The sequence below is a fragment of the Pseudomonas sp. NPDC088885 genome (genome assembly GCF_044750025.1).
GTDB classification, from domain to species: Bacteria; Pseudomonadota; Gammaproteobacteria; order Pseudomonadales; family Pseudomonadaceae; genus Aquipseudomonas; species Aquipseudomonas rustica.
The window spans coordinates 81,416-103,354 of record NZ_JBIVJB010000006.1 but is presented as its reverse complement, the minus strand read 5'-3'; the positions used below and the strand labels follow the sequence as shown (position 1 = coordinate 103,354).

At 59.4% G+C, this 21,939-nt stretch carries 22 protein-coding genes, 1 tRNA gene and 1 riboswitch; of the genes, 20 read left to right on the top strand and 3 right to left on the bottom strand.

The genetic code is table 11. From position 1 onward, the window contains the following. Positions 1-94 precede the first annotated feature (94 nt). Positions 95-1,207 carry an enoyl-CoA hydratase/isomerase family protein gene (locus ACIP1X_RS06375; RefSeq protein ID WP_400750412.1) on the top strand — a complete coding sequence of 371 codons (1,113 nt, stop codon included), beginning with the start codon at positions 95-97 and terminating at the stop codon, positions 1,205-1,207. 54 nt (positions 1,208-1,261) lie between these two features. On the opposite strand, the gene ACIP1X_RS06370 is transcribed toward ACIP1X_RS06375, so the two are convergent. Continuing rightward, positions 1,262-1,669: a hypothetical protein gene (locus tag ACIP1X_RS06370; protein WP_212545220.1), complete on the bottom strand. Its 408-nt coding sequence runs from the start codon at positions 1,667-1,669 to the stop codon at positions 1,262-1,264. 180 nt (positions 1,670-1,849) lie between these two features. After that, positions 1,850-2,122, bottom strand: a complete 273-nt coding sequence (locus tag ACIP1X_RS06365) for a hypothetical protein (RefSeq protein ID WP_053118030.1) — start codon at positions 2,120-2,122, stop codon at positions 1,850-1,852. Positions 2,123-2,407: 285 nt separating this feature from the next. Next, positions 2,408-2,508: riboswitch (guanidine-I (ykkC/yxkD leader) on the top strand. 63 nt (positions 2,509-2,571) lie between these two features. Here ACIP1X_RS06365 and ACIP1X_RS06360 point away from each other — a divergent pair. The 19 genes from ACIP1X_RS06360 (at position 2,572) to ACIP1X_RS06270 (ending at position 20,847) form a co-directional block, all read left to right on the top strand. Next, complete coding sequence (locus ACIP1X_RS06360; protein ID WP_400750409.1) at positions 2,572-3,639, top strand: putative urea ABC transporter substrate-binding protein; 1,068 nt, start codon at positions 2,572-2,574, stop codon at positions 3,637-3,639. A gap of 18 nt (positions 3,640-3,657) precedes the next feature. Continuing rightward, positions 3,658-4,473, top strand: coding sequence for an ABC transporter permease (locus ACIP1X_RS06355; protein WP_400750406.1), 816 nt, complete (start codon positions 3,658-3,660; stop codon positions 4,471-4,473). Continuing rightward, positions 4,470-5,258, top strand: a complete 789-nt coding sequence (locus ACIP1X_RS06350) for an ABC transporter ATP-binding protein (RefSeq protein ID WP_400750403.1) — start codon at positions 4,470-4,472, stop codon at positions 5,256-5,258. Before ACIP1X_RS06355 ends, ACIP1X_RS06350 begins: the two co-directional genes overlap by 4 nt. 25 nt (positions 5,259-5,283) lie before the next feature. Beyond that, positions 5,284-6,009 (top strand): urea amidolyase associated protein UAAP1, encoded by a 726-nt coding sequence (locus ACIP1X_RS06345; protein WP_400750443.1) that lies wholly within the window; start codon positions 5,284-5,286, stop codon positions 6,007-6,009. Positions 6,010-6,020: 11 nt separating this feature from the next. Beyond that, a complete protein-coding gene (locus ACIP1X_RS06340) occupies positions 6,021-6,662 on the top strand; it encodes an urea amidolyase associated protein UAAP2 (protein WP_053118023.1) in 642 nt (213 codons plus the stop codon). 282 nt (positions 6,663-6,944) lie between these two features. Next, on the top strand, positions 6,945-10,580 hold the full coding sequence (gene uca / locus ACIP1X_RS06335) for an urea carboxylase (protein WP_400750400.1): 3,636 nt from the start codon (positions 6,945-6,947) through the stop codon (positions 10,578-10,580). A 24-nt stretch (positions 10,581-10,604) separates the two neighbouring features. Then, on the top strand, positions 10,605-12,377 hold the full coding sequence (atzF, locus tag ACIP1X_RS06330) for an allophanate hydrolase (RefSeq protein WP_400750397.1): 1,773 nt from the start codon (positions 10,605-10,607) through the stop codon (positions 12,375-12,377). A 214-nt stretch (positions 12,378-12,591) separates the two neighbouring features. Further along, positions 12,592-14,079, top strand: coding sequence for a sensor domain-containing diguanylate cyclase (locus ACIP1X_RS06325; protein ID WP_159814206.1), 1,488 nt, complete (start codon positions 12,592-12,594; stop codon positions 14,077-14,079). Next, positions 14,072-14,302: a cysteine-rich CWC family protein gene (locus tag ACIP1X_RS06320; protein ID WP_053118015.1), complete on the top strand. Its 231-nt coding sequence runs from the start codon at positions 14,072-14,074 to the stop codon at positions 14,300-14,302. Before ACIP1X_RS06325 ends, ACIP1X_RS06320 begins: the two co-directional genes overlap by 8 nt. Positions 14,303-14,335: 33 nt before the next feature. After that, positions 14,336-15,028: a pseudouridine synthase gene (locus ACIP1X_RS06315; RefSeq protein WP_400750394.1), complete on the top strand. Its 693-nt coding sequence runs from the start codon at positions 14,336-14,338 to the stop codon at positions 15,026-15,028. Positions 15,029-15,346: 318 nt separating this feature from the next. Then, positions 15,347-16,231: an alpha/beta fold hydrolase gene (locus ACIP1X_RS06310; RefSeq protein WP_053118011.1), complete on the top strand. Its 885-nt coding sequence runs from the start codon at positions 15,347-15,349 to the stop codon at positions 16,229-16,231. Between the two features lie 156 nt (positions 16,232-16,387). Beyond that, a tRNA-Gly gene (locus tag ACIP1X_RS06305) sits at positions 16,388-16,461 on the top strand. 265 nt (positions 16,462-16,726) lie between these two features. Continuing rightward, positions 16,727-17,044 carry a helix-turn-helix domain-containing protein gene (locus tag ACIP1X_RS06300; protein ID WP_400750391.1) on the top strand — a complete coding sequence of 106 codons (318 nt, stop codon included), beginning with the start codon at positions 16,727-16,729 and terminating at the stop codon, positions 17,042-17,044. Further along, the gene (locus ACIP1X_RS06295) at positions 17,037-18,302 is read left to right on the top strand and encodes a type II toxin-antitoxin system HipA family toxin (protein WP_400750388.1); all 1,266 of its coding nucleotides are present in this window, start codon (positions 17,037-17,039) and stop codon (positions 18,300-18,302) included. The genes ACIP1X_RS06300 and ACIP1X_RS06295 overlap by 8 nt, the downstream gene beginning before the upstream one ends. A 224-nt stretch (positions 18,303-18,526) precedes the next feature. After that, positions 18,527-18,829 (top strand): type II toxin-antitoxin system HigB family toxin, encoded by a 303-nt coding sequence (locus ACIP1X_RS06290; protein ID WP_400646664.1) that lies wholly within the window; start codon positions 18,527-18,529, stop codon positions 18,827-18,829. Next, on the top strand, positions 18,829-19,185 hold the full coding sequence (locus ACIP1X_RS06285; RefSeq protein ID WP_053118008.1) for a type II toxin-antitoxin system HigA family antitoxin: 357 nt from the start codon (positions 18,829-18,831) through the stop codon (positions 19,183-19,185). Before ACIP1X_RS06290 ends, ACIP1X_RS06285 begins: the two co-directional genes overlap by 1 nt. Positions 19,186-19,421: 236 nt before the next feature. Next, positions 19,422-19,601 (top strand): type II toxin-antitoxin system HicA family toxin, encoded by a 180-nt coding sequence (locus ACIP1X_RS06280; RefSeq protein ID WP_159814214.1) that lies wholly within the window; start codon positions 19,422-19,424, stop codon positions 19,599-19,601. 36 nt (positions 19,602-19,637) lie between these two features. Further along, entirely contained in the window at positions 19,638-20,045 is a 408-nt protein-coding gene (locus ACIP1X_RS06275) for a type II toxin-antitoxin system HicB family antitoxin (RefSeq protein ID WP_400750385.1), read from the top strand. 73 nt (positions 20,046-20,118) lie between these two features. Then, the gene (locus ACIP1X_RS06270; RefSeq protein ID WP_400750382.1) at positions 20,119-20,847 is read left to right on the top strand and encodes a class I SAM-dependent methyltransferase; all 729 of its coding nucleotides are present in this window, start codon (positions 20,119-20,121) and stop codon (positions 20,845-20,847) included. 222 nt (positions 20,848-21,069) lie between these two features. Here ACIP1X_RS06270 and tam read toward each other — a convergent pair whose 3' ends face one another. Next, positions 21,070-21,885 carry a trans-aconitate 2-methyltransferase gene (tam, locus tag ACIP1X_RS06265; RefSeq protein WP_400750440.1) on the bottom strand — a complete coding sequence of 272 codons (816 nt, stop codon included), beginning with the start codon at positions 21,883-21,885 and terminating at the stop codon, positions 21,070-21,072. Between the last annotated feature and the right edge of the window lie 54 nt (positions 21,886-21,939).

Here is a 21,939-nt window from a genome sequence, read left to right as displayed (position 1 = left end):
AAGCCGACCACGCTTGTCAATTGATCTGACGCAGATCCGGCACTTTCCCCCACAACGATCATACTGATCGTTCAAATTCCCGATCGAGGTCACGATGAATCTGCACTTCGAAGAACTCACCGGCACCGACGGCGCCCGCATCGGTATCGCCAGCCTGGATGCTGAAAAGTCGCTGAACGCGCTGTCCCTGCCGATGATCAACGCCCTGAGCGACAAACTCGACGCCTGGGCCAAGGATGACCAAATCGTCTGCGTACTGTTACGCGGCAATGGTGCCAAGGCGTTCTGCGCCGGCGGTGAAGTGCGCAGCCTGGTTGAAGCCTGCCGTGCCCACCCCGGAGAAGTGCCGCCGCTGGCCGCGCAGTTTTTCAGCGCGGAATATCGATTGGATTACAACCTGCATACTTATCCGAAACCGCTGATCTGCTGGGGCCACGGTTATGTGCTGGGCGGCGGTATGGGCCTGTTGCAAGGCGCGAGCACGCGGATCGTCACGCCGAGCAGCCGTTTGGCGATGCCGGAAATCACCATTGGTCTGTATCCGGATGTCGGCGCCAGTTGGTTTCTCGCGCGGCTGCCGGGCAAGCTCGGTTTGTTCCTCGGCCTGACCGGTGCGCACATGAATGGGCGCGATGCGATCGATCTGGATCTGGCCGACCGCTTCCTGCTCGACGAACAGCAACCGGAACTGATCGAAGGCCTGCTGCAGCTCAACTGGCAGGAACAGATCGATCGGCAGCTCAACAGTCTGCTCAAGGCTTTGCAGCAGGAAGCCGTGGCGCAAATGCCCGAAGCGCAGTGGCTGCCGCGTCGTCAGCAGATCGACGAACTGCTCGACGTCAGCGACATGGCCTGCGCCTGGAAAGCCATCAGCCTGCAACGCGACAGCAGCGATCCGTTGATCGCCCGGGCCGCGAAGACCATGAGCGAAGGCTCGCCGCTGACCGCGCATCTGGTCTGGGAACAGATCATTCGTGCGCGGCACCTGTCGCTGGCCGAGGTTTTCCAGATGGAATACACCCTGAGCCTCAATTGCTGCCGGCACCCGGAATTCAGCGAAGGCGTGCGCGCGCGCTTGATCGACAAGGATCAGAAACCGCACTGGCACTGGCCGGACATCAACAACGTGCCGGACGCGGTGGTCGAGGCGCACTTTCACAAGGTTTGGGAAGGGCGGCACCCGTTGGCGGATTTGACGCAGTATTAAAATTCGCGCACAAAAAAAGCGGCGCTTCATGCGCCGCTTTCTGTTTGCGGGTGATTACCAGCGGTTGCCACGTCCGTTGTGATCGCCGCGGCCGCTGTGTCGGTCGTAGTTGCCACGACCGCGGCGATCATTGTCCCAACCGCCGCGACGATGGCCGTCCCAATTGCCGCGGTCATTGCCGTGCCAGCGGCGGCTTTCGTAGTAGCGTGGGGCCGGTTGGTAGTAGCGCGGCGCCGATTGGTAATAACGCGGTTGCTGGTAGTACCGCGGTGCCGGTTGGTAATAACGCGGCTGGGCGTAATAGCGGCTGCCGCCGTTGTAATAAGTGCCGCCTGTGTTGTAGTAGGCCGGTGCCGGTGACGTGTAAACCTCGGAGCTGTAATACGAGTCCGCGTAGGAGTAAGGGGCGCAACCGGCAACGGAAAACATCAACGCAGCAAGCAGAAGAATTCGTCTATACATGGCGGCCTCCTGGACCGCGGGTTGGCCGCACCAGCGACGCTGGCAGGCGACAGTCATTTAATCGGTGACTGTCGAAAAATCAGACAGCGTTTTCCGAATCTGGTGCGACCCTGCAACAAGTTGAAACAAGTGATTTATGAAAGCTTGTTCATCCGCCAGACGCGGTCATTCAGCCGCTGATTAATGGTGGCCACCGTGATATCCGCCGCCGTGATAACCGCGTCCGTAACCGCCACGATAACCGTAGCCATACCCGCCGTAGTAATAACGCGGGCCGCCGTAAAAGTAGCGCGGGCCGTAATAACCACCGTAGTAATAGGGCGAGTAGTAACCGGGATAGTAGGAAGGGGCGTAATACACATCGGCGGGTGGCCCGTAGTAATAACAACCGGACAGCCCCAGACCGAGCACTGCGCACAGCAGCACCCGACGCAACGTTTTGTGAGTGAGCATGGCGGCCTCCTGAAAGACCTGCGAGCGCAGTCGGCGCAGGCCGGCTGACACCTGTTTTGACTGGCATTCGCAAACCAAGTGCCAGCCGCAACATGACATCGGATCAGCGGCATTCACGCTGCATCGCGGTGCATCGGCGCACCAACACAAAGCGCCGCCCCGTCGTCGCGTCAAATCCGATCCGACCCACAGCCCCGTGCCAGAGCGCTCTTCGTGACTTGGCACGCCTCTCGCTTTAGCAAACCTGTGCAGGAGTCATATCACAGGTTCGCGGCACCACAATTTGCAATGGCTGACTAGGGTTCCGGCTCGCAATCGCGAGTGGCTGGTCCGAGAGTTGGCGACCTCCAGTTGAGGTTACACGGCGGGACAAAAGCCCGGGAGACAAGCCACCGTTCGCGGTGCCGCGTTGCCTTCCTGTCCGTCCTTGATCAACTGGAGAATCCGCCATGACCCGACTACGTTTGCCCGCCCTGCTCGCCGCCGCGTTCGCTGCGCTCATCAGCAGCCAAGCCCCCGCCGCTCAGAAAGATCACTTCAGCGTCTGCTGGACGATTTACGCCGGCTGGATGCCATGGGAATACGCAGGCAGCCAAGGCATCGTCGATAAATGGGCGAAGAAATACGGGATCAAGATCGACGTCGTGCAGCTCAACGATTACGTCGAATCGATTAATCAATACACCGCTGGCCAGTTCGACGGCTGCACCATGACCAACATGGATGCGCTGACCATTCCGGCCGCCGGCGGCGTCGACAGCACGGCGCTGATTGTCAGCGACTTCTCCAACGGCAACGACGGCATCGTCCTCAAGGGCGACGGCAAAAAGGTCACCGACCTCAAGGGCATGGACGTCAATCTGGTCGAACTGTCGGTCTCGCACTACCTGCTGGCCCGCGCGCTGGATTCGGTTGACCTCACCGAGAAAGACCTGAAAGTGGTCAACACCTCCGACGCCGACATCTCCGCCGCATTCAACACCGAACAGGTCAACGCAGTGACGACCTGGAACCCAATGCTCTCGGACATCAAGGCCAAACCGGGCGTGACCGAAGTGTTCAACTCCAGCCAGATTCCCGGCGAGATCATGGACATGATGGTGGTCAACAGCGCCACCCTCAAAGACAACCCGGAGCTGGGCAAAGCGCTGACCGGCGCGTGGTTCGAAGTGGTCGAGTTGATGAACGCGAAGAACGCCGCAAGCAAGGCTGCGCTGGAGCACATGGCCAAAGCTTCGGGCACCGACCTCGCTGGATTCCAGGCACAACTCGACACCACCAAACTGTTCGCCACGCCAAGCGAAGCGCTGAACTTCGCCACCAGCCAACAGCTGCCGGAAACCATGCGCAAGGTCGCCGAGTTTTCCTTCCAGCACGGCTTGCTCGGTGAAGGCGCGAAAGACACCAGCGCGGTCGGCATGGCCTTCGCCAACGGCGTGACCAGCGGCGACACCGGCAACCTCAAGCTGCGTTTCGATCCGACTTACGTGCAGATGGCTGCCGACGCCAAGCTGTAAGCCACGGAGGATTTGGCCATGCGCCTGATCAATCGCCACCCGGATCGCCCCAGTCGCCTGTTGTTGGTGATCCTGCCGTTCGCTCTGCTGCTGTTCGCCTACTTCATGGGCTCGGCCGAGCGCCTGGCGGACAACCCTAACGACAAACTGCTGCCCAGCGCCGTGCAGATGACCGATGCGGTCAAACGTCTGGCCTTCAATGCCGACAGCCGCACCGGTGACTACCTGTTGTGGCAGGACACCGCGTCGAGTCTGCGGCGCTTGGCCATTGGGCTCGGCATCGCTGCACTCGCCGGGCTGTGCCTGGGCATCGCCGCCGGCACACTGCCGCTGTTCAGCGCGCCGTTGTCGCCACTGCTGACGGTGTTGTCTATGGTGCCGCCGTTGGCGATTCTGCCGATTCTGTTCATCGTTTTCGGTTTGGGCGAGTTGTCGAAAGTCATGCTGATCGTGATCGGCATCACCCCGGCGCTTGCTCGTGATCTGGAGCAGCGTGCCCGCGAAATACCGGTCGAACTGCTGATCAAGGCGCAGACCCTCGGTGCTTCGACTTGGACGCTGATGCTGCGCGTGGTGCTGCCGCAACTGTTGCCGCGTTTGCTGATCTCGTTGCGGCTGATGCTCGGCTCGGCGTGGTTGTTCCTGATTGCCGCCGAAGCAATCGCCTCCACTGACGGCCTCGGCTACCGGATTTTTCTGGTGCGGCGTTATCTGGCGATGGACGTGATTCTGCCGTACGTGGTGTGGATCACCCTCCTCGCCTGGCTGATGGATTGGGGCCTGAAATCCCTGACCCGTCGGGCCTTCCCTTGGTATGAGGGGGCGGCCAAATGAGCTTCATCACCGTGAAAAATGTCTGGCAGCAATACGCCGATCAAGTGGTGCTCGAAGGCTTGAATCTGAACGTCAACGAAGGTGAGTTTTGCACCTTGGTCGGCGCCTCCGGTTGCGGCAAATCGACCTTCCTGCGCCTGCTGCTCGGCCAGGAAACGGCGAGTCGCGGCGAGATTCTGCTCGACGGTCAAGCGCTGGCCAGTGAGCCGGATGCCAGCCGTGGCGTGGTGTTTCAGCGCTACTCGGTGTTCCCGCATTTGAGCGTGCTCGACAACGTCGCCCTCGGCCTTGAACTGCCGCGTGCGCCGTTACTGGGGCGGTTGTTCGGCAGCGCCAAACGTGATGCGCGCGAACAGGCTGCGGCGCTGCTGCACAAAGTCGGCCTCGGTCATGCGCTGGACAAGTACCCGGCGCAGTTGTCCGGCGGCATGCAGCAGCGGCTGGCGATTGCTCAGGCGCTGATCATGAAACCGCGCGTGTTGCTGCTCGACGAGCCGTTCGGCGCGCTCGACCCGGGCATCCGTAAAGACATGCACGCCTTGCTGCTGGAGCTGTGGCGCGAGACCAGACTGACCGTGTTCATGGTCACTCATGATCTGTCCGAAGGCTTCAGCCTCGGCACGCGTCTGCTGGTGTTCGACAAAGTGCGGCTCGACCCGCACGCCCCCGGCGCCTATGGCGCACGCATCACCTACGACATCCCTTTGAACAGCGACCGCCGCGCCCAACGCGCCGCCGTCGACGCCCTGCCGTTGCCACTGGCAGGCGCCCTTCGCACCGCTTGAGAGGACTGCTCTGATGAATAAGCCGATGACTGATTCGACCCAACTGTTTCCACCGTTCGCCGAAGAAATGCTCCCCGGTGGCGGCCACCGTTCCTTCGTGTTGAAGCGCGGCCAATTGCTGCGCCTGACCGATCTGCGCGGCGGCGCCAACGTCAGCCTGACCCTGCTCAATGCCAACGAAAAAACCGAACGGCTGAACCTGCCCGACAGCCTCAAATGCCAACACACCGCCAAGCTCACCAGCGGTCACTGCCTGTACTCGGACATGGGCCGCGTGCTGGCCGCAATCACTGCTGACACGTGCGGCTGGAGCGACAGCCTCGGCGGTGTGCTCTGCGCCGAAGAGGTCGCAGAAAAGTACGGTCAGGGCCGCTATCAGGAATTGCGCAACGGCTTCTTTCGCAACGGCACCGACAACCTGTTGGTGGAACTCGGCAAGTGGGGTTTGGGCCTGTCCGACCTGTTGATGACCCTCAATTTGTTCAGCCGCGTCAACGTCGATGAGGCCGGGCGTTTCCACTTCGTCGAGGGCAATTCCAAGGCCGGCGACTACATCGAACTGTACGCGCCGATGGACACGCTGGTGGTGCTCACCGCGCTGCAACACCCGATGGATCCGGCGCCGGAATATGCACCAAAACCGCTGAAGCTGAGCTGGATGAACGCCGACGCCAGCGTCGCCGAACACTGCCGCACTTCGCGCCCGGAAAATGAGCGCGGCTTTATCAACACCGACTGTTTGTTCGCCTGAGGATCGCTGCCATGTCAGTTGCTATCGCCACTTCGCAAAAACAACCCGACGCTGCTGTGTACCGCGCCACGATCCCGGCCGGTGAGCCGTGGCTGATGGAGGTCAAGGCCGGGCAGACCCTGCGCATCCTTGATCTGGAAGGTAATCAAGCGGTCGATACGTTGTTCTACAGCGTCGCCAATCCCAAGGAACGCTATGACGTGCAACGCACTTTGCGCCGACAGAACAGCGTCTACCTGAGCACCGGCAGCGTGCTCTATTCCAACCTCGGCCACGCGATGCTGACCATCGTCGCCGACACCTGCGGACGCCACGACACCCTCGGCGGTGCGTGCGCGCAAGAGAGCAACACCGTGCGTTACGCCCTGGAAAAACGCTACATGCACAGCTGCCGCGACAACTACCTGCGCGCCTGTGTGCATGACGGACGCTTGGGCAAAAGCGACATCGGGCCGAACATCAATTTCTTCATGAATGTGCCGGTCACGGCGGACGGCGGGCTGACGTTTGAAGACGGAATTTCGGCGCCGGGCAAGTATGTGGATTTGCGCGCGGAGATGGATGTCATCGTGCTGATTTCCAATTGTCCGCAGTTGAATAATCCGTGCAATGCCTACAACCCGACACCTGCGGAGCTGCTGGTATGGAACTGACTATCCGCCGTTTACGCCGCTTGCTTTTCGCCCTGTGCCAGGCGCGCTCCGGGCAGTGCCTGAAATCCCCCAAACACCCCTGATCAACCTGTGGGAGCGGGCTTGCTCGCGAATGCGGTGTATCAGATACATCACCGCTGACTGACACACCGCTTTCGCGAGCAAGCCCGCTCCCACAGGGGGGCTGTGGTGAGTTTGAGAGACGTGTTTTTTCATCCGGGACGGCCCGGATGTCTGTCGAAAAACGGCGGGACGGCCCGCTTCCCCTTCAGGGGTTATGCCATGTTCGAAAAAATCCTCATCGCCAACCGTGGCGCCATTGCCTGCCGCATCCTGCGCACCCTCGCCTCATTGCAGGTCAAAGGCGTGGCCGTGTATTCCGAAGCCGACGCCGCCAGCCTGCACATCCTGCAAGCCGATGAAGCGCACAGCCTCGGTGAAGGCGCCGCTGCCGGCACGTATCTGGCCGTCGACAAAATCCTCGCCATCGCCAAGCAAAGCGGTGCCACGGCGATCCATCCCGGCTACGGATTTCTGTCCGAGAACGCCGCGTTCGCCGAAGCATGCGAAGCGCAGAACATCGCCTTCATTGGCCCGACGCCAGAGCAGCTGCGCGTATTCGGCCTCAAGCACACCGCTCGCGCACTGGCCAAACAACACGGCGTGCCGATGCTCGAAGGTACCGAACTGCTCGACAGCCTCGACGCCGCGCTGATTGCTGGCGAACAAGTCGGCTACCCGGTGATGCTGAAAAGCACCGCTGGCGGTGGCGGCATTGGCATGCGCGTGTGCCGCAGCGCCAGCGAATTGAGCGAATCGTTCGAGGCAGTCAAACGCCTCGGTCAGAACAACTTCAGCGACGCCGGCGTGTTCATCGAGAAGTACATCCAGCGCGCCCGCCATTTGGAAGTGCAGGTGTTCGGCGATGGTCGCGGTGAAGTCATCGCCCTCGGCGTGCGCGACTGCTCGGTGCAACGGCGCAATCAGAAAGTCCTCGAAGAAACCCCGGCACCAAACCTGCCGGATGGCATGGCCGAAGAGCTGTGCGCGGCGGCGATCAAACTGGCGAAAGCCGTTAACTACCGCAGCGCCGGCACCGTGGAATTCGTTTTCGACAGCGAGGCGCAGCGCTTCTATTTCCTCGAAGTGAACACGCGCTTGCAGGTCGAGCACGGTGTCACCGAACAGGTCTGGGGCGTGGATCTGGTGCGCTGGATGGTGGAGCTGGCCGCCGGTGATCTGCCGCCGCTGAGCGAGTTATCTCGTCAGTTGAAACCCGAAGGCCATGCGATTCAGGCGCGGCTGTATGCGGAAGATCCGGGGCGTGATTTCCAGCCGAGCCCGGGCCTGCTGACGGCAGTGCAGTTTCCGCCGGCCAACGGTATTCAACTGCGCATCGACACGTGGGTCGAGGCGGGTTGCGAGATCCCGCCGTATTTCGATCCGATGATCGCCAAGGTCATTACCTGGGCGCCCAACCGCGAACAGGCGCGGGCCGAATTGCATCAAGCGCTGGGCGACAGTCTGTTGTACGGCGTGGAAACCAACCGTGATTACCTGCGGCAGATTCTCCTCGACACGCCGTTCGCCAGCGGTGAGCCGTGGACGCGTTGTCTGGAAGGTCTGGTCTATCGCGCCAACACTTTTGAAGTGCTCAGCGCAGGCACGCAAACCAGCGTGCAGGATTATCCCGGTCGCCTCGGTTACTGGGCGGTCGGCGTGCCGCCGTCGGGGCCGATGGACAGCCGCGCGCTGCGTCTGGGCAATCGCTTGCTGGGCAATGCTGAAGGCGCGGCGGCGCTGGAAATCACCATGAGCGGGCCGCTGCTGCGCTTCAATTGTGCAGCGGTGATCGCGGTGACCGGTGCGCCGATCGCGCTGACGCTTGAGGGTGACAGCGTGCCGATGAACACCGCCCTGCTGATCCCGGCGGGTGCGACGTTGTATCTCGGTAGCATCAGCGGTGCCGGAACTCGCAGCTATCTGTGCCTGCGCGGTGGCTTGCAGGTGCCGGATTATCTGGGTAGCAAAAGCACTTTCACGTTGGGTCAGTTTGGTGGGCATGGTGGTCGCGCGTTGCGCGCGGGTGATGTGTTGCATGTGCCTGCTCTGACTGATCACAGCAGCGGTCAACAACTGGCCGAAGCACACGTCACCGCGTTACCTGCGGTGCGGCAGATTCGGGTGATTTACGGCCCGCACGCTGCGCCGGAATACTTCACTGAGCACTACATCGGCACGTTCTTTGAAACCCAATGGGAAGTACATTTCAACTCGAGCCGCACCGGCGTTCGCTTGATCGGGCCGAAGCCGGAATGGGTACGCGCGGACGGAGGTGAAGCCGGGTTGCATCCGTCGAATATTCACGACAATCCGTACGCCATCGGCGCGGTGGATTTCACCGGGGACATGCCGGTGATCCTCGGCCCGGATGGCCCGAGCCTTGGCGGATTTGTCTGCCCGGTGACGGTGATCGAGGCGGATCTGTGGCAACTGGGGCAGCTCAAGGCGGGCGATAAAGTCCAGTTCATTCCGATCGACCTCAAAACCGCCCGCAACCTCGCCCTGAAATGGGATCTCCCCTGTGGGAGCGAGCCTGCTCGCGAAGAGGCCAGATCAGACACCGCATCAACTTCATCGCAAGCAGGCGAAGGCCTACAGGGGCTTTTGTCGCCTGTAGTGTTGGCGTTGGGTCAGGGGGATCAGCGGCTTGTTGCGAGGGTTTCCGGGGATACCCATCTATTGCTGGAAATCGGCGAGCCGGAGCTCAATCTCGTCCTGCGCTTCCGCGCCCACGCCCTCATGCAAGCGTTGGAACACAAAGCCCTGCACGGCGTGATCGACCTCACCCCCGGCATCCGCTCGCTGCAAATCCATTACCAGCCGGAGCAACTGCCGCTCGCCGATCTGCTCGGCATCATCGCCGGCGAATGGGACGCGGTGTGCGCCGCCAACGACCTGCAAGTGCCGTCGCGCATCGTCCATCTGCCGCTGTCTTGGGACGATCCGGCCTGCCAATTGGCGATCGAGAAATACATGACCACCGTGCGCAAGGACGCGCCGTGGTGCCCGAGCAATCTGGAGTTCATCCGCCGCATCAACGACCTGCCGAATCTCGACGAAGTGCAGCGCACCGTATTCGATGCGAGCTATCTGGTGATGGGCCTCGGCGATGTCTACCTCGGTGCGCCGGTGGCCACACCGCTCGATCCGCGCCACCGTTTGGTGACCACCAAATACAACCCGGCGCGCACCTGGACGGCCGAGAATTCGGTGGGCATCGGCGGCGCTTATATGTGCGTGTACGGCATGGAAGGCCCGGGCGGTTATCAGTTTGTCGGGCGTACCTTGCAGATGTGGAACCGCTACCGCGAAGTCGCCGCGTTCGACGGTAAACCGTGGCTGCTGCGCTTCTTCGATCAGATCCGTTTCTACCCGGTCAGCGCTGAAGAACTGCTGCGCATCCGCCGCGATTTTCCGCTGGGGCGCTTCGATCTGAACATCGAACACAGCCAGCTCAACCTCGCCGATTACCAAGCGTTTCTCAGTCGTGAAGCCGAGGGCATCAGCGCCTTTCGCGCTCAGCAACAGGGTGCCTTCAATGCCGAACGCGAACGCTGGATCGCCAGTGGTCAGGCGCATTTCGACAGCGAAGAAGCGGTGGTCGAATCCTGCGAGGACGCGCTGCTGGCGGAGGGTGAACACAGCGTCGACAGCCACATCGCCGGCAATCTCTGGCAGGTGCAGGTCGAGGCTGGCAGCCGTGTTGCGGCCGGCGATGTGCTGGTGATTCTCGAGTCGATGAAGATGGAAATCCCGCTGCTCGCGCCGATGGCCGGCGTGGTGCGCGAGATCCGTGTGCAACCCGGTTCGGCGGTGCGTGCGGGACAACGGGTCGTGGTGCTGGAACTCGACTGAAGCCAATTGAATAAGGATCAACTCATGAATCTGCAACTCGATGTTCTGCGCCAGGCGTACCGCAATGGTGACACCACACCGCGTCAACTGCTGCCGACACTGCGCGACAAAGCAGCCGCGCTGAACCCGGATTACCACCTGTTCATCCACCTGCTCAGCGTCGCCGAACTGGAGCCGTATCTGGCGGCCCTCGATGGTCGTGATCCCGAAAGTCTGCCGCTGTACGGCGTGCCGTTTGCGATCAAGGACAACATCGATCTGGCCGGCATTCCGACCACCGCCGCGTGCCCGGATTTTGCTTATGTGCCGGAGCGCTCGGCGACCATCGTCGAGCAACTGATCGCGTTGGGGGCGATTCCGCTGGGCAAGACCAACCTCGATCAATTTGCCACGGGGCTCAATGGCAGCCGCTCGCCTTATGGCGCCTGCCCGAACAGCGTATTGCCGGAATATCCATCGGGCGGTTCCAGCGCCGGTTCGTCGCTGGCGGTGGCCTTGGGCGTGGCGAGTTTTGCTTTGGGCACCGACACCGCAGGCTCCGGTCGGGTGCCGGCGGCGTTGAATAATCTGCTCGGATTGAAGGCCAGCAAGGGGCTGATCTCCACCGCCGGTGTGGTGCCGGCGTGCCGTACGCTGGATTGCGTGACCACGTTTACCGCAACGGCGCGCGAGGCCAGTCAGTTGCTGGCGTTAACCGCGAAACTCGATCCGCGCGATGAGTACAGCCGCCGCAATCCGTCGTGGAATGACGGCTCGGCGTTTGGTGCGCCACGGCCATTTCGTTTCGGTGTGCCGCGTGCGCAGGATCTGCAGTTTTTCGGCTGTGTCGAAGGGCCGCTGTTGTTCGGCGATGCCATCGACCGACTCAAGGCCTTGGGTGGCGAAGCGGTTGAACTGGACCTGACGCCATTTCTTGAAGTGGCGCGTTTGCTTTACGAAGGGCCGTGGGTCGCCGAGCGTTACAGCGTTGCCGGCGAATTGATGGAACAGAATCCGCAAGCCGTTTTGCCGGTGATCCGCGCCGTGCTGGCCAAAGCCCCGGCGGTGAGCGGCGTGCAGACTTTCCGCGCGCAGTACCGACTGCAAGCGTTGAAAGCGCTGTGCGATCAAGCACTCGAAGGTCTCGACTGTGTACTGACGCCGACCATCGGCCGCCCGGTGACTCTCGCCGAACTGCACGCCGAACCGGTGCTGCGCAATTCTGAACTGGGTTACTACACCAACTTCATGAACCTGCTCGACTACGCCGCCGTCGCCGTGCCGAGCGGATTTATGGCTAACGGGATGCCGTGGGGCGTGACGCTGTTTGGGCGGGTGTTTACCGATCAATATCTGTTGAGTGTGGCGGATGCGATGCAGCGTCAGCAGGACACTGCATTGCCGACGCCCGCGAACGTAGCGCGCAATGATCGTGCGCGGATTGTGGTGTGTGGCGCACATCTGCAAGGGTTGGCGTTGAACTGGCAACTGACGCAGCGCGGTGGGCGGTTGATCGAAACCACGTTCAGCTCGCAGGATTATCAACTGCACGCCTTGGCCGGCGGCCCGCCGTTGCGTCCGGGAATGGTGCGGGTGAAGGACGGCGGCGTGGCGATTGCGGTGGAGGTGTGGGAGTTGCCGAGCAACGAGTTGGGTTCGTTTCTGATGGGGATTCCGGCGCCGCTGGGATTGGGCAAGGTGCAATTGGCGGATGGGCGCTGGGAGAGTGGGTTTATTTGTGAGCAGTATGGTCTTGAAGGCGCCAAAGACATCAGCCACCTCGGCGGCTGGCGGGCCTACCTGAAAACCCTGGCCTGACCGCCATCTGTAGGAGTGAGCCTGCTCGCGATAGCGGTATGACATTCACCGAAGATGTGACTGATCTACCGCTATCGCGAGCAGGCTCACTCCTACAGGGACAGCGTAGCAACATGGAAATACGGGAACGACCATTCGCGCCGCACATGGAGCAGTTATTTCCCCGCAGTCCCACTAGAATGCATGCCATCGGGCCACTGCCAACGGAACTGCCATGCCGCATCGATCTGCGCTGTACTCCCAACGCTCGCTGGTACTCACGCTGATCGCTCTGCTCGGCGCCGGTTTCCTTGCCACGTCCCTGCTGAGCTACTACGCCTCACGCGCCTCGATCCGCGACAACATCGTCAACACCGAGCTGCCGCTGACGTCCGACACGGTCTATTCGGAAATCCAGAAAGACCTCGTCCGACCGATCCTGATTTCCTCGATGATGTCCCGCGACACCTTCATGCGCGACTGGGTGGTCAACGGCGAGCAAAACCCCGAACAAATGACTCGCTACCTCAACGAGGTCATGACCCATTACGGCGCCTACACCGCGTTTTTCGTCTCCAACAGCACCCTCACCTACTACCACGCCAAAGGCGTGCTCAAGCAGATCAAAGTCGAAGAACCGCGCGACGCCTGGTACTTCCGCGTGCGCGACATGAAGGATCCGTACGAGATCAACGTTGACCCCGATCTGGCCAACAAGGACAACCTGACCTTCTTCATCAACTACAAAGTCTACGACTATCACGACCGATTCATCGGCGCGGCCGGCGTCGGTCTGACCGTCGACGCAGTGATCAAGCTGATCGACAAATACCAGCAGCGCTATCAACGCAGCGTGTACTTCGTCGACACCTTTGGCCGACTGGTGCTGACCGGCGCCGAAGGTGGCCCGGAAGGCGCACACATCGGCCAGAGTCTTGGCGAAATCGAGAGCATGAAAAGCCTGGTCAGTCAGTTGCCGAAACCGCACAGCGGCAGCTACGAGTATTCCGCTGAAGGCCAAGGACATTTTCTCAACGTGCGCTTCATTCCCGAGCTGAACTGGTACCTGTTCGTCGATAAACGCGAAGACGGTGCGTTGAGCGAAATCCGTCAGTCGCTCTATCTCAATCTGTTGATCTGCTTGCTGGTGACGCTGAGCGTGTTGGCGTTGCTCAATCGCGTGATCAAACGCTATCAGCGCAAGATCCAGGCGCAGGCGACCCTCGACAGCCTTACCGAACTGCCCAACCGTCGCGGCTTCGACCTGCTCGCCGCGCAAGCCCTGCACGAAGCGCAACGCGAGACCAAACCGCTGACGGCGTTGCTGATCGACCTCGATCACTTCAAAGCGCTGAACGACACCTACGGGCACATGGCCGGTGATCAGGTGTTGATTGGCTTCGCCCGCGATCTGCAAAGTTGCCTGCGCCACGCCGACATCGTCTGCCGTTGGGGCGGTGAGGAATTTATCGTGTTGCTGAAAGACACCGACGGCGACACCGGTCAGAACATCGCCGAGAAAATTCGTCAGCACGTCGAACAACAGGAATATGCCTACAACGGTCACACCCTGAATCTGACGGTGAGCATCGGCGCCACCACCCTGCAACGCGATGACACCTTGCACAGTCTGCTGTCGCGGGCCGATCATGCGATGTACCGGGCCAAACAAACCGGCCGCAACCGCACCTGCGTGGAAATGCCTCACTCGACTTATGCCTGATTCCGACGTTAAACCCGACCATTGCCCGGCCTGCGGCGCCCGCAACGACTGCAGCCTGGCCGACCCGCGTACCGCCGACCGCGAATGCTGGTGCTACGGCGTCAGCATCGACCCGGCGGTGCTCGAAGCGCTGCCGCCAGCACTGCGCAACCAATCGTGTCTGTGCCCGCGTTGCGCGCAGGTCGAGGCGCAACTGCAAGCGGCCAAGCGGCCGATCCCGTAAGATGCGCGCCCCTTCATTGATCGAACACTGAACATGCGCGTCGACCGTTTCCTCAGCAATCTACCGCGCTTCAACCGTCAGCAGGTGCGCCTGTTGCTGGTGGAAAAGCGCGTGCGGATTGACGGAAAAGTCGTCAGCGATCCGCACAGCGAGGTCCTGGAGTTCAGTCGCGTAGAGGTTGATGACGAAGTGCTGCAAGTCGGCAAACCGGCGCGCTATTTCATGCTGCACAAACCGCCCGGCTGCGTCAGCGCCACTCGCGATCCGCAACACCCGACCGTGCTCGACCTGATCGATGAACCGAACAAGGACGACCTGCACATCGCCGGGCGTCTGGACTTCAACACCACCGGGCTGATGCTGATCACCAACGACGGCGCGTGGTCGCGGCGCTTGACCCAGCCCCAGACCAAACTGCCGAAGGTCTATTACGTCGAGACCGAGCAGGAAATTGGCGCGGAATATGCGATCACCTTTGCCGAGGGGATTTACTTCGCGTTCGAGGATCTGACCACGCAGCCGGCGCAACTGGAGCTGCTCGGCCCACGCTCGGCGCGGCTGAGCATCGTCGAGGGGCGTTACCATCAGGTGAAGCGCATGTTTGGTTTCTTCAACAACAAAGTCCTGCGCTTGCACCGTGAATCCATGGGGCTGTTGCAGCTTGATGACGCGCTAAAACCGGGCGAATACCGCGCTTTGCGCACCGAAGAGATTCATTTGTTCTAAGCCCGCGACCGCTGAGCAGAAGTTGTCGAACAATTTACCAACGGCACTTGCGCGATCCTGCCTCCCCTGCTTGAATCAGGATGTCGGCCGAAATGTGACCGACGAGTCACAACATACTTCCAAGAAACTTTTTGTCGGTCGTCAGCCCCAAGGGCTGCGCCTCAGCCGACAAACTGCCCGCCAATAACAATACCCGTCGACCTGCCTTATCGGATCGACATGGGCCAAGCAAATTCCAGGCGTATGCCTACCTGTCACAAAGCTCGTGCAATCTCACCATTGCGCGCATACCCGCTTGCTTGCCAGGAGTCTTATGACATGAGGCCAGAAATCGCTGTGCTGGATATACAGGGTCAGTATCGGGTTTACACGGAGTTCTATCGCGCAGACGCCGCAGAAAAGACCATCATTCTGGTCAACGGCTCGATGGCCACGACTGCGTCGTTTGCACAAACCGTGAAGAACCTGCACCCGCAATTCAACGTGGTCTGCTACGACCAGCCCTACGCGGGTCGGTCAAAAGCCCACAACCGCCACGAGAAACATCTGACAAAGGAAGTCGAAGGGCAAATCCTGCTGGAGCTGATTGACCACTTTGGCGCAGAGCACGTGCTGTCGTTTTCCTGGGGCGGTGCTGCGACTCTGGTCGCCCTCGCCCACCAGCCTCGGCGTATCGAACGGGCGGTGATCAGCTCATTCTCGCCGGTGATCAACGCGCACATGCTCGACTACCTTGAACGTGGCGTCGACTACCTCGGCCAGCGCGACGGCGACCGCGTCGGCCATCTGGTCAACGACACCATCGGCAAACATTTGCCTTCGCTGTTCAAGCGCTTCAACTACCGCCATGTCAGCAGCCTGGCCGAGCACGAATACGGGCAGATGCATTTCCACATCAGCGACGTGCTGCACAGCGACCGCCAGTGCTACTTGAACGCGGCGAAAAAGATCAACGTGCCAGTGCTGTTTCTAAACGGCGAATGGGACGAATACACCGCCGCCGACGATGCGCGCCTGTTCGGCAACCACGTCGCGCAGAGCACCTTCACCACCCTGCAAGCCACCGGGCATTTTCTCGATATGGAGCACAAAGCGGCGTGCCGCGATAGCCAGAACGCCTTGCTCGGCTTTCTGAAACCGGCGCAGCAAACCAGCCGAACGCGTTACTCGTTTGTTCAGGATCAACATGCATTGGCTATTTGAAAAAGTGTCGTCGCGCGCGAGCCTGCGGGGTTGAGCTTTTGATTTGCGACCCGCAGCGCTCGTCCGCGATTGACCGTTTTCAACGATTCAAAGGCTTATTTTGCAAAAGAAACTTCAAATCCGTGGCCGAGTCTGGTACAAAGTCAGCCGCTCTGAGCGGGTATAGTTTAATGGTAGAACAGTAGCTTCCCAAGCTTCCGACGAGGGTTCGATTCCCTCTACCCGCTCCAATCAAATTTTGTCTCACGTCGTGATTTTTTGACGGGGGATGCAGGAATACAGAAAACCGGCCTATAGGGCCGGTTTTTTTGTGTCTGGGGTTTGGTAAGTGCAGTGAACACGAAGCGCTCACCTTGTTTTAATTCCCTTATATTGTGAGTTATTGCTAATTTCTGAAGATAAGCCACAATATTCAGGAGTTATCGTTTCTCGCTAAACGATTTGAGTGATCGCACCTTTCATTCGTTGAAGCATTCTCCAGGCAGTAGACACATCATGTTGGATTTAGGCCTCAGCACGCCTGACGAAATCATTAAAAAACTGGGCTCACGTCTACGTACGGAGCGCTTGGCGCTTGGCATGTCGCAAGCCGATGTGGCCTCACGCGCAGGCGTCGGTGGCAACACAGTGTCCAGCATGGAAGCCGGGCGCAATGTGAGTTTCGAGAGCCTGGTGCGAGTGGCCATGGTGCTTGGACGTGGTAAAGAGCTTGAAGGGTTGTTCCAGCCAAAGCTCGATACCCTCGATGACATCTTGCGCTACGAAAAAAGCGCCAAGCGTCATCGCATCAAAAGGAAATCCGACGATGCTTGAACAGGTTGATGTCTTCTACGATGGCTGGGGCGAACGCTGGCGGTGGGGCACGCTCGTTTCCACAACGGCCTTGACCGGCCGGCCGCTCATTGCGTTTGAGTTCAGTGATGAGGCCAAAAAGAAAGGACTGGAATTATCGTCCTTGCGCCTTCCACTAGAGGGAACCCGGCTGCGACGGGATTTTCCGTCTCATCAAATGAGTCTGCCCGGCCCGGTCTATGATTCCCTGCCTGACGGCTGGGGCATGCTTTTGATGGATCGCTTGTTCAAACGCCGCGGGCTCAACCCGGCGCGAATTGGCCCTTTGGAGCGACTGGCCTACATCGGCAACAATGCCATGGGCGCCATGTCGTTTGAGCCGGTTGCACCCGAAGCGCTGGAACCGCAGATCCATGTTCCCATTGCCCTGCTGGCAACCGAAGTACGCGAAGTGCTCAAAGGCGAAGGTGGCGAACTCCTGCAAAAACTGCTGCTGGTAGGAGGCTCTCCGCAAGGCGCCAGACCCAAGGCTTTGGTTTATCGCGACCCTGAAACCGAAATCTTTACCACTGCGGCCACGCCGGGGTTTGAAGCCTGGCTGGTGAAATTCCCCGCACAGCAAGAACACCCCGAAGTCTGCGCCATAGAAATGGTTTACGCCGAATGCCTGCGCATGTGCGGCATCCAGACACCTGATACTCAGTATTTCAGCCTGCCTGACGGAATGGCCGCCTTCGCCAGCAAACGCTTCGATCGCCAAGATGGCTTACGTGTGCCCATGCAAAGTCTCGCGGCTTATACCGGCGCGGATTTCCAATCCCCGGGTGCATTGGATTACGTCAATTTCTTGCGCGCCACTCACAAATGCACCAACGACGTTCGAGAAAAAGCACTAGCATTCGAACGCGTGGTTTTTAATGTCGCCTTCAACAACCGCGACGATCACCCGAAAAACTTCGCCTACCTCATGACTGCCAGCGGCGAATGGAAGCTGGCGCCGGCTTACGACGTCACTTTTTGCGAGGGGCCTGGTGGATATCATCAGATGGACGTGATGGGTGAAGCCCTGGAAATTGAACGCAAGGCCATGCTCAAGCTTGCGCGGGAAGCAGAGGTTCCAGCCAATAAAGCCGCTGAAATGATTGATGGGGTTTGCGACATTGCCAGTGAGTTTTCAGTGACGGCCGAACGTCTTTATCCCGATTTGATCACCCGGGAGACATTGCTCACTATCCAAAACCGGATCGACGATAACGTCGCAAATCTGCGTCGGAAATAGGCTTGGACTTCTGCGATATGAACCAGCCATTCGGCTGTTTTTTTTGAGTCACTGAGAAGAGCAGTGCCAGCCGGTCACTTCTTGAAAAATAAACCACACCTCCTCTCACTACACGCCTCCTATTCTGATCAAAGGGGCAGCCGTTTTGCCCCTTGCACTGGATATTTCACATTGCGTCTCTGCAAAGCGACGACTAATATCTCCCAAAACGGGAGGAGGCATGGATGCGGATAATGGCAAGATCAACTTTGCGGCAATTCTGGGAAAGCCATCCTGCTTTCGCTGACTCCGAGACACCGCTTGTTGAATGGTATCGACACATGGAAAAGGCCGAATACCGTACGCCACAGGCAGTAAAAGCCGAACTGAGAACAGCAAGCATCCTTAAAGGCGCAAGAGTGGTGTTCAATATCGGCGGTAACAAGTATCGAGTGATTTTGGCGATCGACTATCAACGGCAGCTCGGCTTCATCCGCTTCGTTGGCAGCCATGCCCAATATGACCAGATTAACGCGGAGACCGTGTAATGAACATCAAACCCATTCGGAGTCCGGAAGACCTCGCCGCCGCGTTTGCACGCATGGAGCAGTTGTGGGGCGCCGAACTCAACTCGCCTGAGGGCGACGAGCTGGAAATTCTCGCATTGCTGATCGAGAAGTACGAAGACCAGCATTTTCCAATGCCACCTTCCGATCCGATTGAAGCGATTAAATTTCGCATGGAACAGCAGGGGTTGACGCCACGTGACCTGGAACCGTTCATTGGCACCAGTGGACGCGTATCCGAGGTATTGAATCGCAAGCGCAAACTGAGCCTGTCGATGATCAAGCGCTTGCATGAAGGCTTGCGAATCCCCTACGAGAGCTTGCTTGCAGGGGCTTGAATGCTTCTGGCTGCAAGATAAACCGGTTTTAAAGGCCGGTTTTTTTGTGTTTGGGGTTTGGTAAAAACTCGAGCGCAAATCCTTGAAACACACCCTCCTTACCCTCCCCTGAGCCTTACCTAGACTGCACTAAGCCGATGCGCCTATCAAAGGACGATGACCGCACAGGGATTAGCATGTTGATCACGATAATTCAGTAGGTATAGTAACCACCAAGCACACCACAAGGAGGTGTTGTGAATAGCCGTTTTTTAATCGGCCAACTCGTCGCAGACGGTTGGTATCTGGTGAGGATCAGAGGCAGTCACCATCACTTCAAGCATCCGAGCAAACCCGGCTTGGTCACTGTGCCGCATCCGAAGAAGGATCTGCTCAAAAAAACGGCCATCAGTATTTTGCAGCAGGCGCTGCTTTGACTCACTCAGTCAGTTGCGCCATGGAGGACAACACACATGCTTTATCCGATTGCGATTTCAATAGGTGATAACGAACACGCCTGGGGCGTGGAAGTGCCGGACATTCCTGGCTGTTTTTCCGCAGGTGATGACCTCGACGATGCTGTCGCCATGGCTCGCGAAGCGATCGAAGGCCATTTCGAGATTCTGGCCGAGGACGGTGCGCCTATCCCGTCTGCCAGCAAACTGGGCGTGAATGTGGCTAATCCGAAATACGCCGGTTGCGCGTGGGCGGTGGTGGACATCGACGTGGTCAAATATTTGGGCAAAGCCCAGAAGCTCAACATCACCCTGCCGGGGCACCTGCTTAATCGTATTGATGAGTATGTGTTGCACCATCCGGAAGAAAAGAGCCGCTCGGGGTTTCTCGCGTCGGCGGCTTTGAAGGTGTTGCAGCAGGGTTGAATTCGTCTTTGTCTTAACAGGCATTGGAACTGAGCCATTCTCTGCAACAAAATTTTGAAAGAGTACTCATCCCATGACGCAAAACATCTACGACGATCCCGAGTTTTTCCAGGGCTACAGCCAGATGAACCGCTCCATCGGCGGGCTCGATGCCGCGCCGGAATGGCCGGCACTCAGAGCGTTGCTGCCGGCCATGCATGGTTTGAATGTGGTCGATCTGGGATGTGGTTATGGTTGGTTCAGCCGTTGGGCCAGTGAGAGCGGTGCCGCCAATGTGCTGGGTCTGGATGTTTCGGAGAAGATGCTGGAGCGCGCGCGGCAGACTACGGTGGCGACGAATATTCGTTATGAACGTGCCGATCTTGAGCAGCTCGACCTGCCGGTTTGCAGTGTTGATCTGGCGTACAGTTCACTGGCGCTGCACTACATCAAGAACTTGTCGGGGCTGTTTGCTCATCTGTATGCGGCGTTGAAACCGGGTGCGCACTTTGTGTTTTCCATCGAGCATCCGATCTTTATGGCCCCGCGCAATCCGGGATGGCTGGTTGATAGCGAGGGCAACAAGCGTTGGCCGCTGGACGGTTATCAGATGGAAGGTGAGCGGGTGACCCATTGGTTGGCGGAGGGCGTGATCAAGCAGCATCGCACGATCGGGACGCTACTCAATTCGTTGATTGAGGCGGGGTTCACCATTCGTCATGTCAATGAATGGGGGCCGAGTGATGCCGAGGTGGCGGCACAACCGGCGCTGGCGGAAGAGCGGGAGCGACCGATGATGATGCTGGTCGCGGTGCAGCACTGAACGGATTCAACCTTGGAATAGCCCCTCACCCTAGCCCTCTCCCAGAGGGAGAAGGAACTGACCGAGGTGCCTGTTCGAGCTACATCGACCTGGGATATTCAGCCGAACTGAAATTCTGAAAAACACCCAATTCAGCTCCCTCTCCCTTGGGAGAGGGCTGGGGTGAGGGGCTCGCTTGACGCCATCCCACCGCTCTCAAGTCGAACAAAGCATTCGTTCGTTTCAGCGAGTCGCAACGATAAACAATCGCGGAAACGGCAACAGCACCGACCCATCCGCCAACGCCGGATAAGCCTTCGCGACTTCCCTCAGGTATTGCTCCAGATACTCCGCCCGCTCCGCTTCAGTCAGCGGACTCAAAAACGGAATCAACCCGCTACCCTTGAACCACTCAACCACCCCTGCCGCGCCACCCGACAATTGATGGTGATACGTCGTGCGCCAGACATCGACCCGCGCACAATGCGGGCGCAGCATCGAGAAATAATCGCTGGCACTCGCCATGTCCGTCCTCTGCCCCGCCGCGCCGGCGAGCTTCGCGGCCCATGGGCCATTCGCGGCGACTTCACGCATCAAGCGGTGAGACGGTTCGTTGAGGTTATCCGGCATCTGAATCGCCAGACTGCCGCCCGCCGACAACTTGTTGGCCAACGCGGGCAACAAGGCTGCGTGATCCGGCATCCATTGCAACACGGCATTGGCGAAGATCACATCAAACGGCCCGGTGTCCGCCCATCGATCAATCTCTGCCACCTCGAACTGCAACTGCGGTAAACGCTTGCGTGCCGCGTCGATCATGTCCGGCGAGCTGTCCAGCCCGCAGATTTTCGCCTCAGGAAAACGCTGCAGCAGAAGCTCCGTCGAATTGCCCGGGCCACAACCGATATCAACCACCGCTCGCGCCTCTGCCGTGGGAATCGCCGCCAGCAGATCGCGGGCGGGGCGGGTGCGTTCATCTTCGAAAGCGACGTATTGCTTGGCGGACCAACTCATTGCGTTCTCCTGTAAGGCGTTTGCTTCAAAACCTGGAAAAAACAGCTGCCGCTACCATACCGTGATCCGACTGGCCTGCGCTGCCCTACCAACGTCCGG

What these genes read in the sequence shown, in the direction of transcription:
- ACIP1X_RS06340 (WP_053118023.1), top strand. Translation starts at nt 6,021, where the DNA reads ATGTCAGTTGCTATCGCCACTTCGCAAAAACAACCCGACGCTGCTGTG.
- atzF (WP_400750397.1), top strand. Translation starts at nt 10,605, where the DNA reads ATGAATCTGCAACTCGATGTTCTGCGCCAGGCGTACCGCAATGGTGAC.
- ACIP1X_RS06350 (WP_400750403.1), top strand. Translation starts at nt 4,470, where the DNA reads ATGAGCTTCATCACCGTGAAAAATGTCTGGCAGCAATACGCCGATCAA.
- uca (WP_400750400.1), top strand. Translation starts at nt 6,945, where the DNA reads ATGTTCGAAAAAATCCTCATCGCCAACCGTGGCGCCATTGCCTGCCGC.
- ACIP1X_RS06285 (WP_053118008.1), top strand. Translation starts at nt 18,829, where the DNA reads ATGAACATCAAACCCATTCGGAGTCCGGAAGACCTCGCCGCCGCGTTT.
- ACIP1X_RS06295 (WP_400750388.1), top strand. Translation starts at nt 17,037, where the DNA reads ATGCTTGAACAGGTTGATGTCTTCTACGATGGCTGGGGCGAACGCTGG.
- ACIP1X_RS06360 (WP_400750409.1), top strand. Translation starts at nt 2,572, where the DNA reads ATGACCCGACTACGTTTGCCCGCCCTGCTCGCCGCCGCGTTCGCTGCG.
- ACIP1X_RS06315 (WP_400750394.1), top strand. Translation starts at nt 14,336, where the DNA reads ATGCGCGTCGACCGTTTCCTCAGCAATCTACCGCGCTTCAACCGTCAG.
- ACIP1X_RS06275 (WP_400750385.1), top strand. Translation starts at nt 19,638, where the DNA reads ATGCTTTATCCGATTGCGATTTCAATAGGTGATAACGAACACGCCTGG.
- ACIP1X_RS06365 (WP_053118030.1), bottom strand. Translation starts at nt 2,122, where the DNA reads ATGCTCACTCACAAAACGTTGCGTCGGGTGCTGCTGTGCGCAGTGCTC.
- ACIP1X_RS06370 (WP_212545220.1), bottom strand. Translation starts at nt 1,669, where the DNA reads ATGTATAGACGAATTCTTCTGCTTGCTGCGTTGATGTTTTCCGTTGCC.
- ACIP1X_RS06355 (WP_400750406.1), top strand. Translation starts at nt 3,658, where the DNA reads ATGCGCCTGATCAATCGCCACCCGGATCGCCCCAGTCGCCTGTTGTTG.
- ACIP1X_RS06270 (WP_400750382.1), top strand. Translation starts at nt 20,119, where the DNA reads ATGACGCAAAACATCTACGACGATCCCGAGTTTTTCCAGGGCTACAGC.
- ACIP1X_RS06345 (WP_400750443.1), top strand. Translation starts at nt 5,284, where the DNA reads ATGACTGATTCGACCCAACTGTTTCCACCGTTCGCCGAAGAAATGCTC.
- ACIP1X_RS06320 (WP_053118015.1), top strand. Translation starts at nt 14,072, where the DNA reads ATGCCTGATTCCGACGTTAAACCCGACCATTGCCCGGCCTGCGGCGCC.
- ACIP1X_RS06300 (WP_400750391.1), top strand. Translation starts at nt 16,727, where the DNA reads ATGTTGGATTTAGGCCTCAGCACGCCTGACGAAATCATTAAAAAACTG.
- ACIP1X_RS06375 (WP_400750412.1), top strand. Translation starts at nt 95, where the DNA reads ATGAATCTGCACTTCGAAGAACTCACCGGCACCGACGGCGCCCGCATC.
- ACIP1X_RS06325 (WP_159814206.1), top strand. Translation starts at nt 12,592, where the DNA reads ATGCCGCATCGATCTGCGCTGTACTCCCAACGCTCGCTGGTACTCACG.
- ACIP1X_RS06290 (WP_400646664.1), top strand. Translation starts at nt 18,527, where the DNA reads ATGCGGATAATGGCAAGATCAACTTTGCGGCAATTCTGGGAAAGCCAT.
- ACIP1X_RS06310 (WP_053118011.1), top strand. Translation starts at nt 15,347, where the DNA reads ATGAGGCCAGAAATCGCTGTGCTGGATATACAGGGTCAGTATCGGGTT.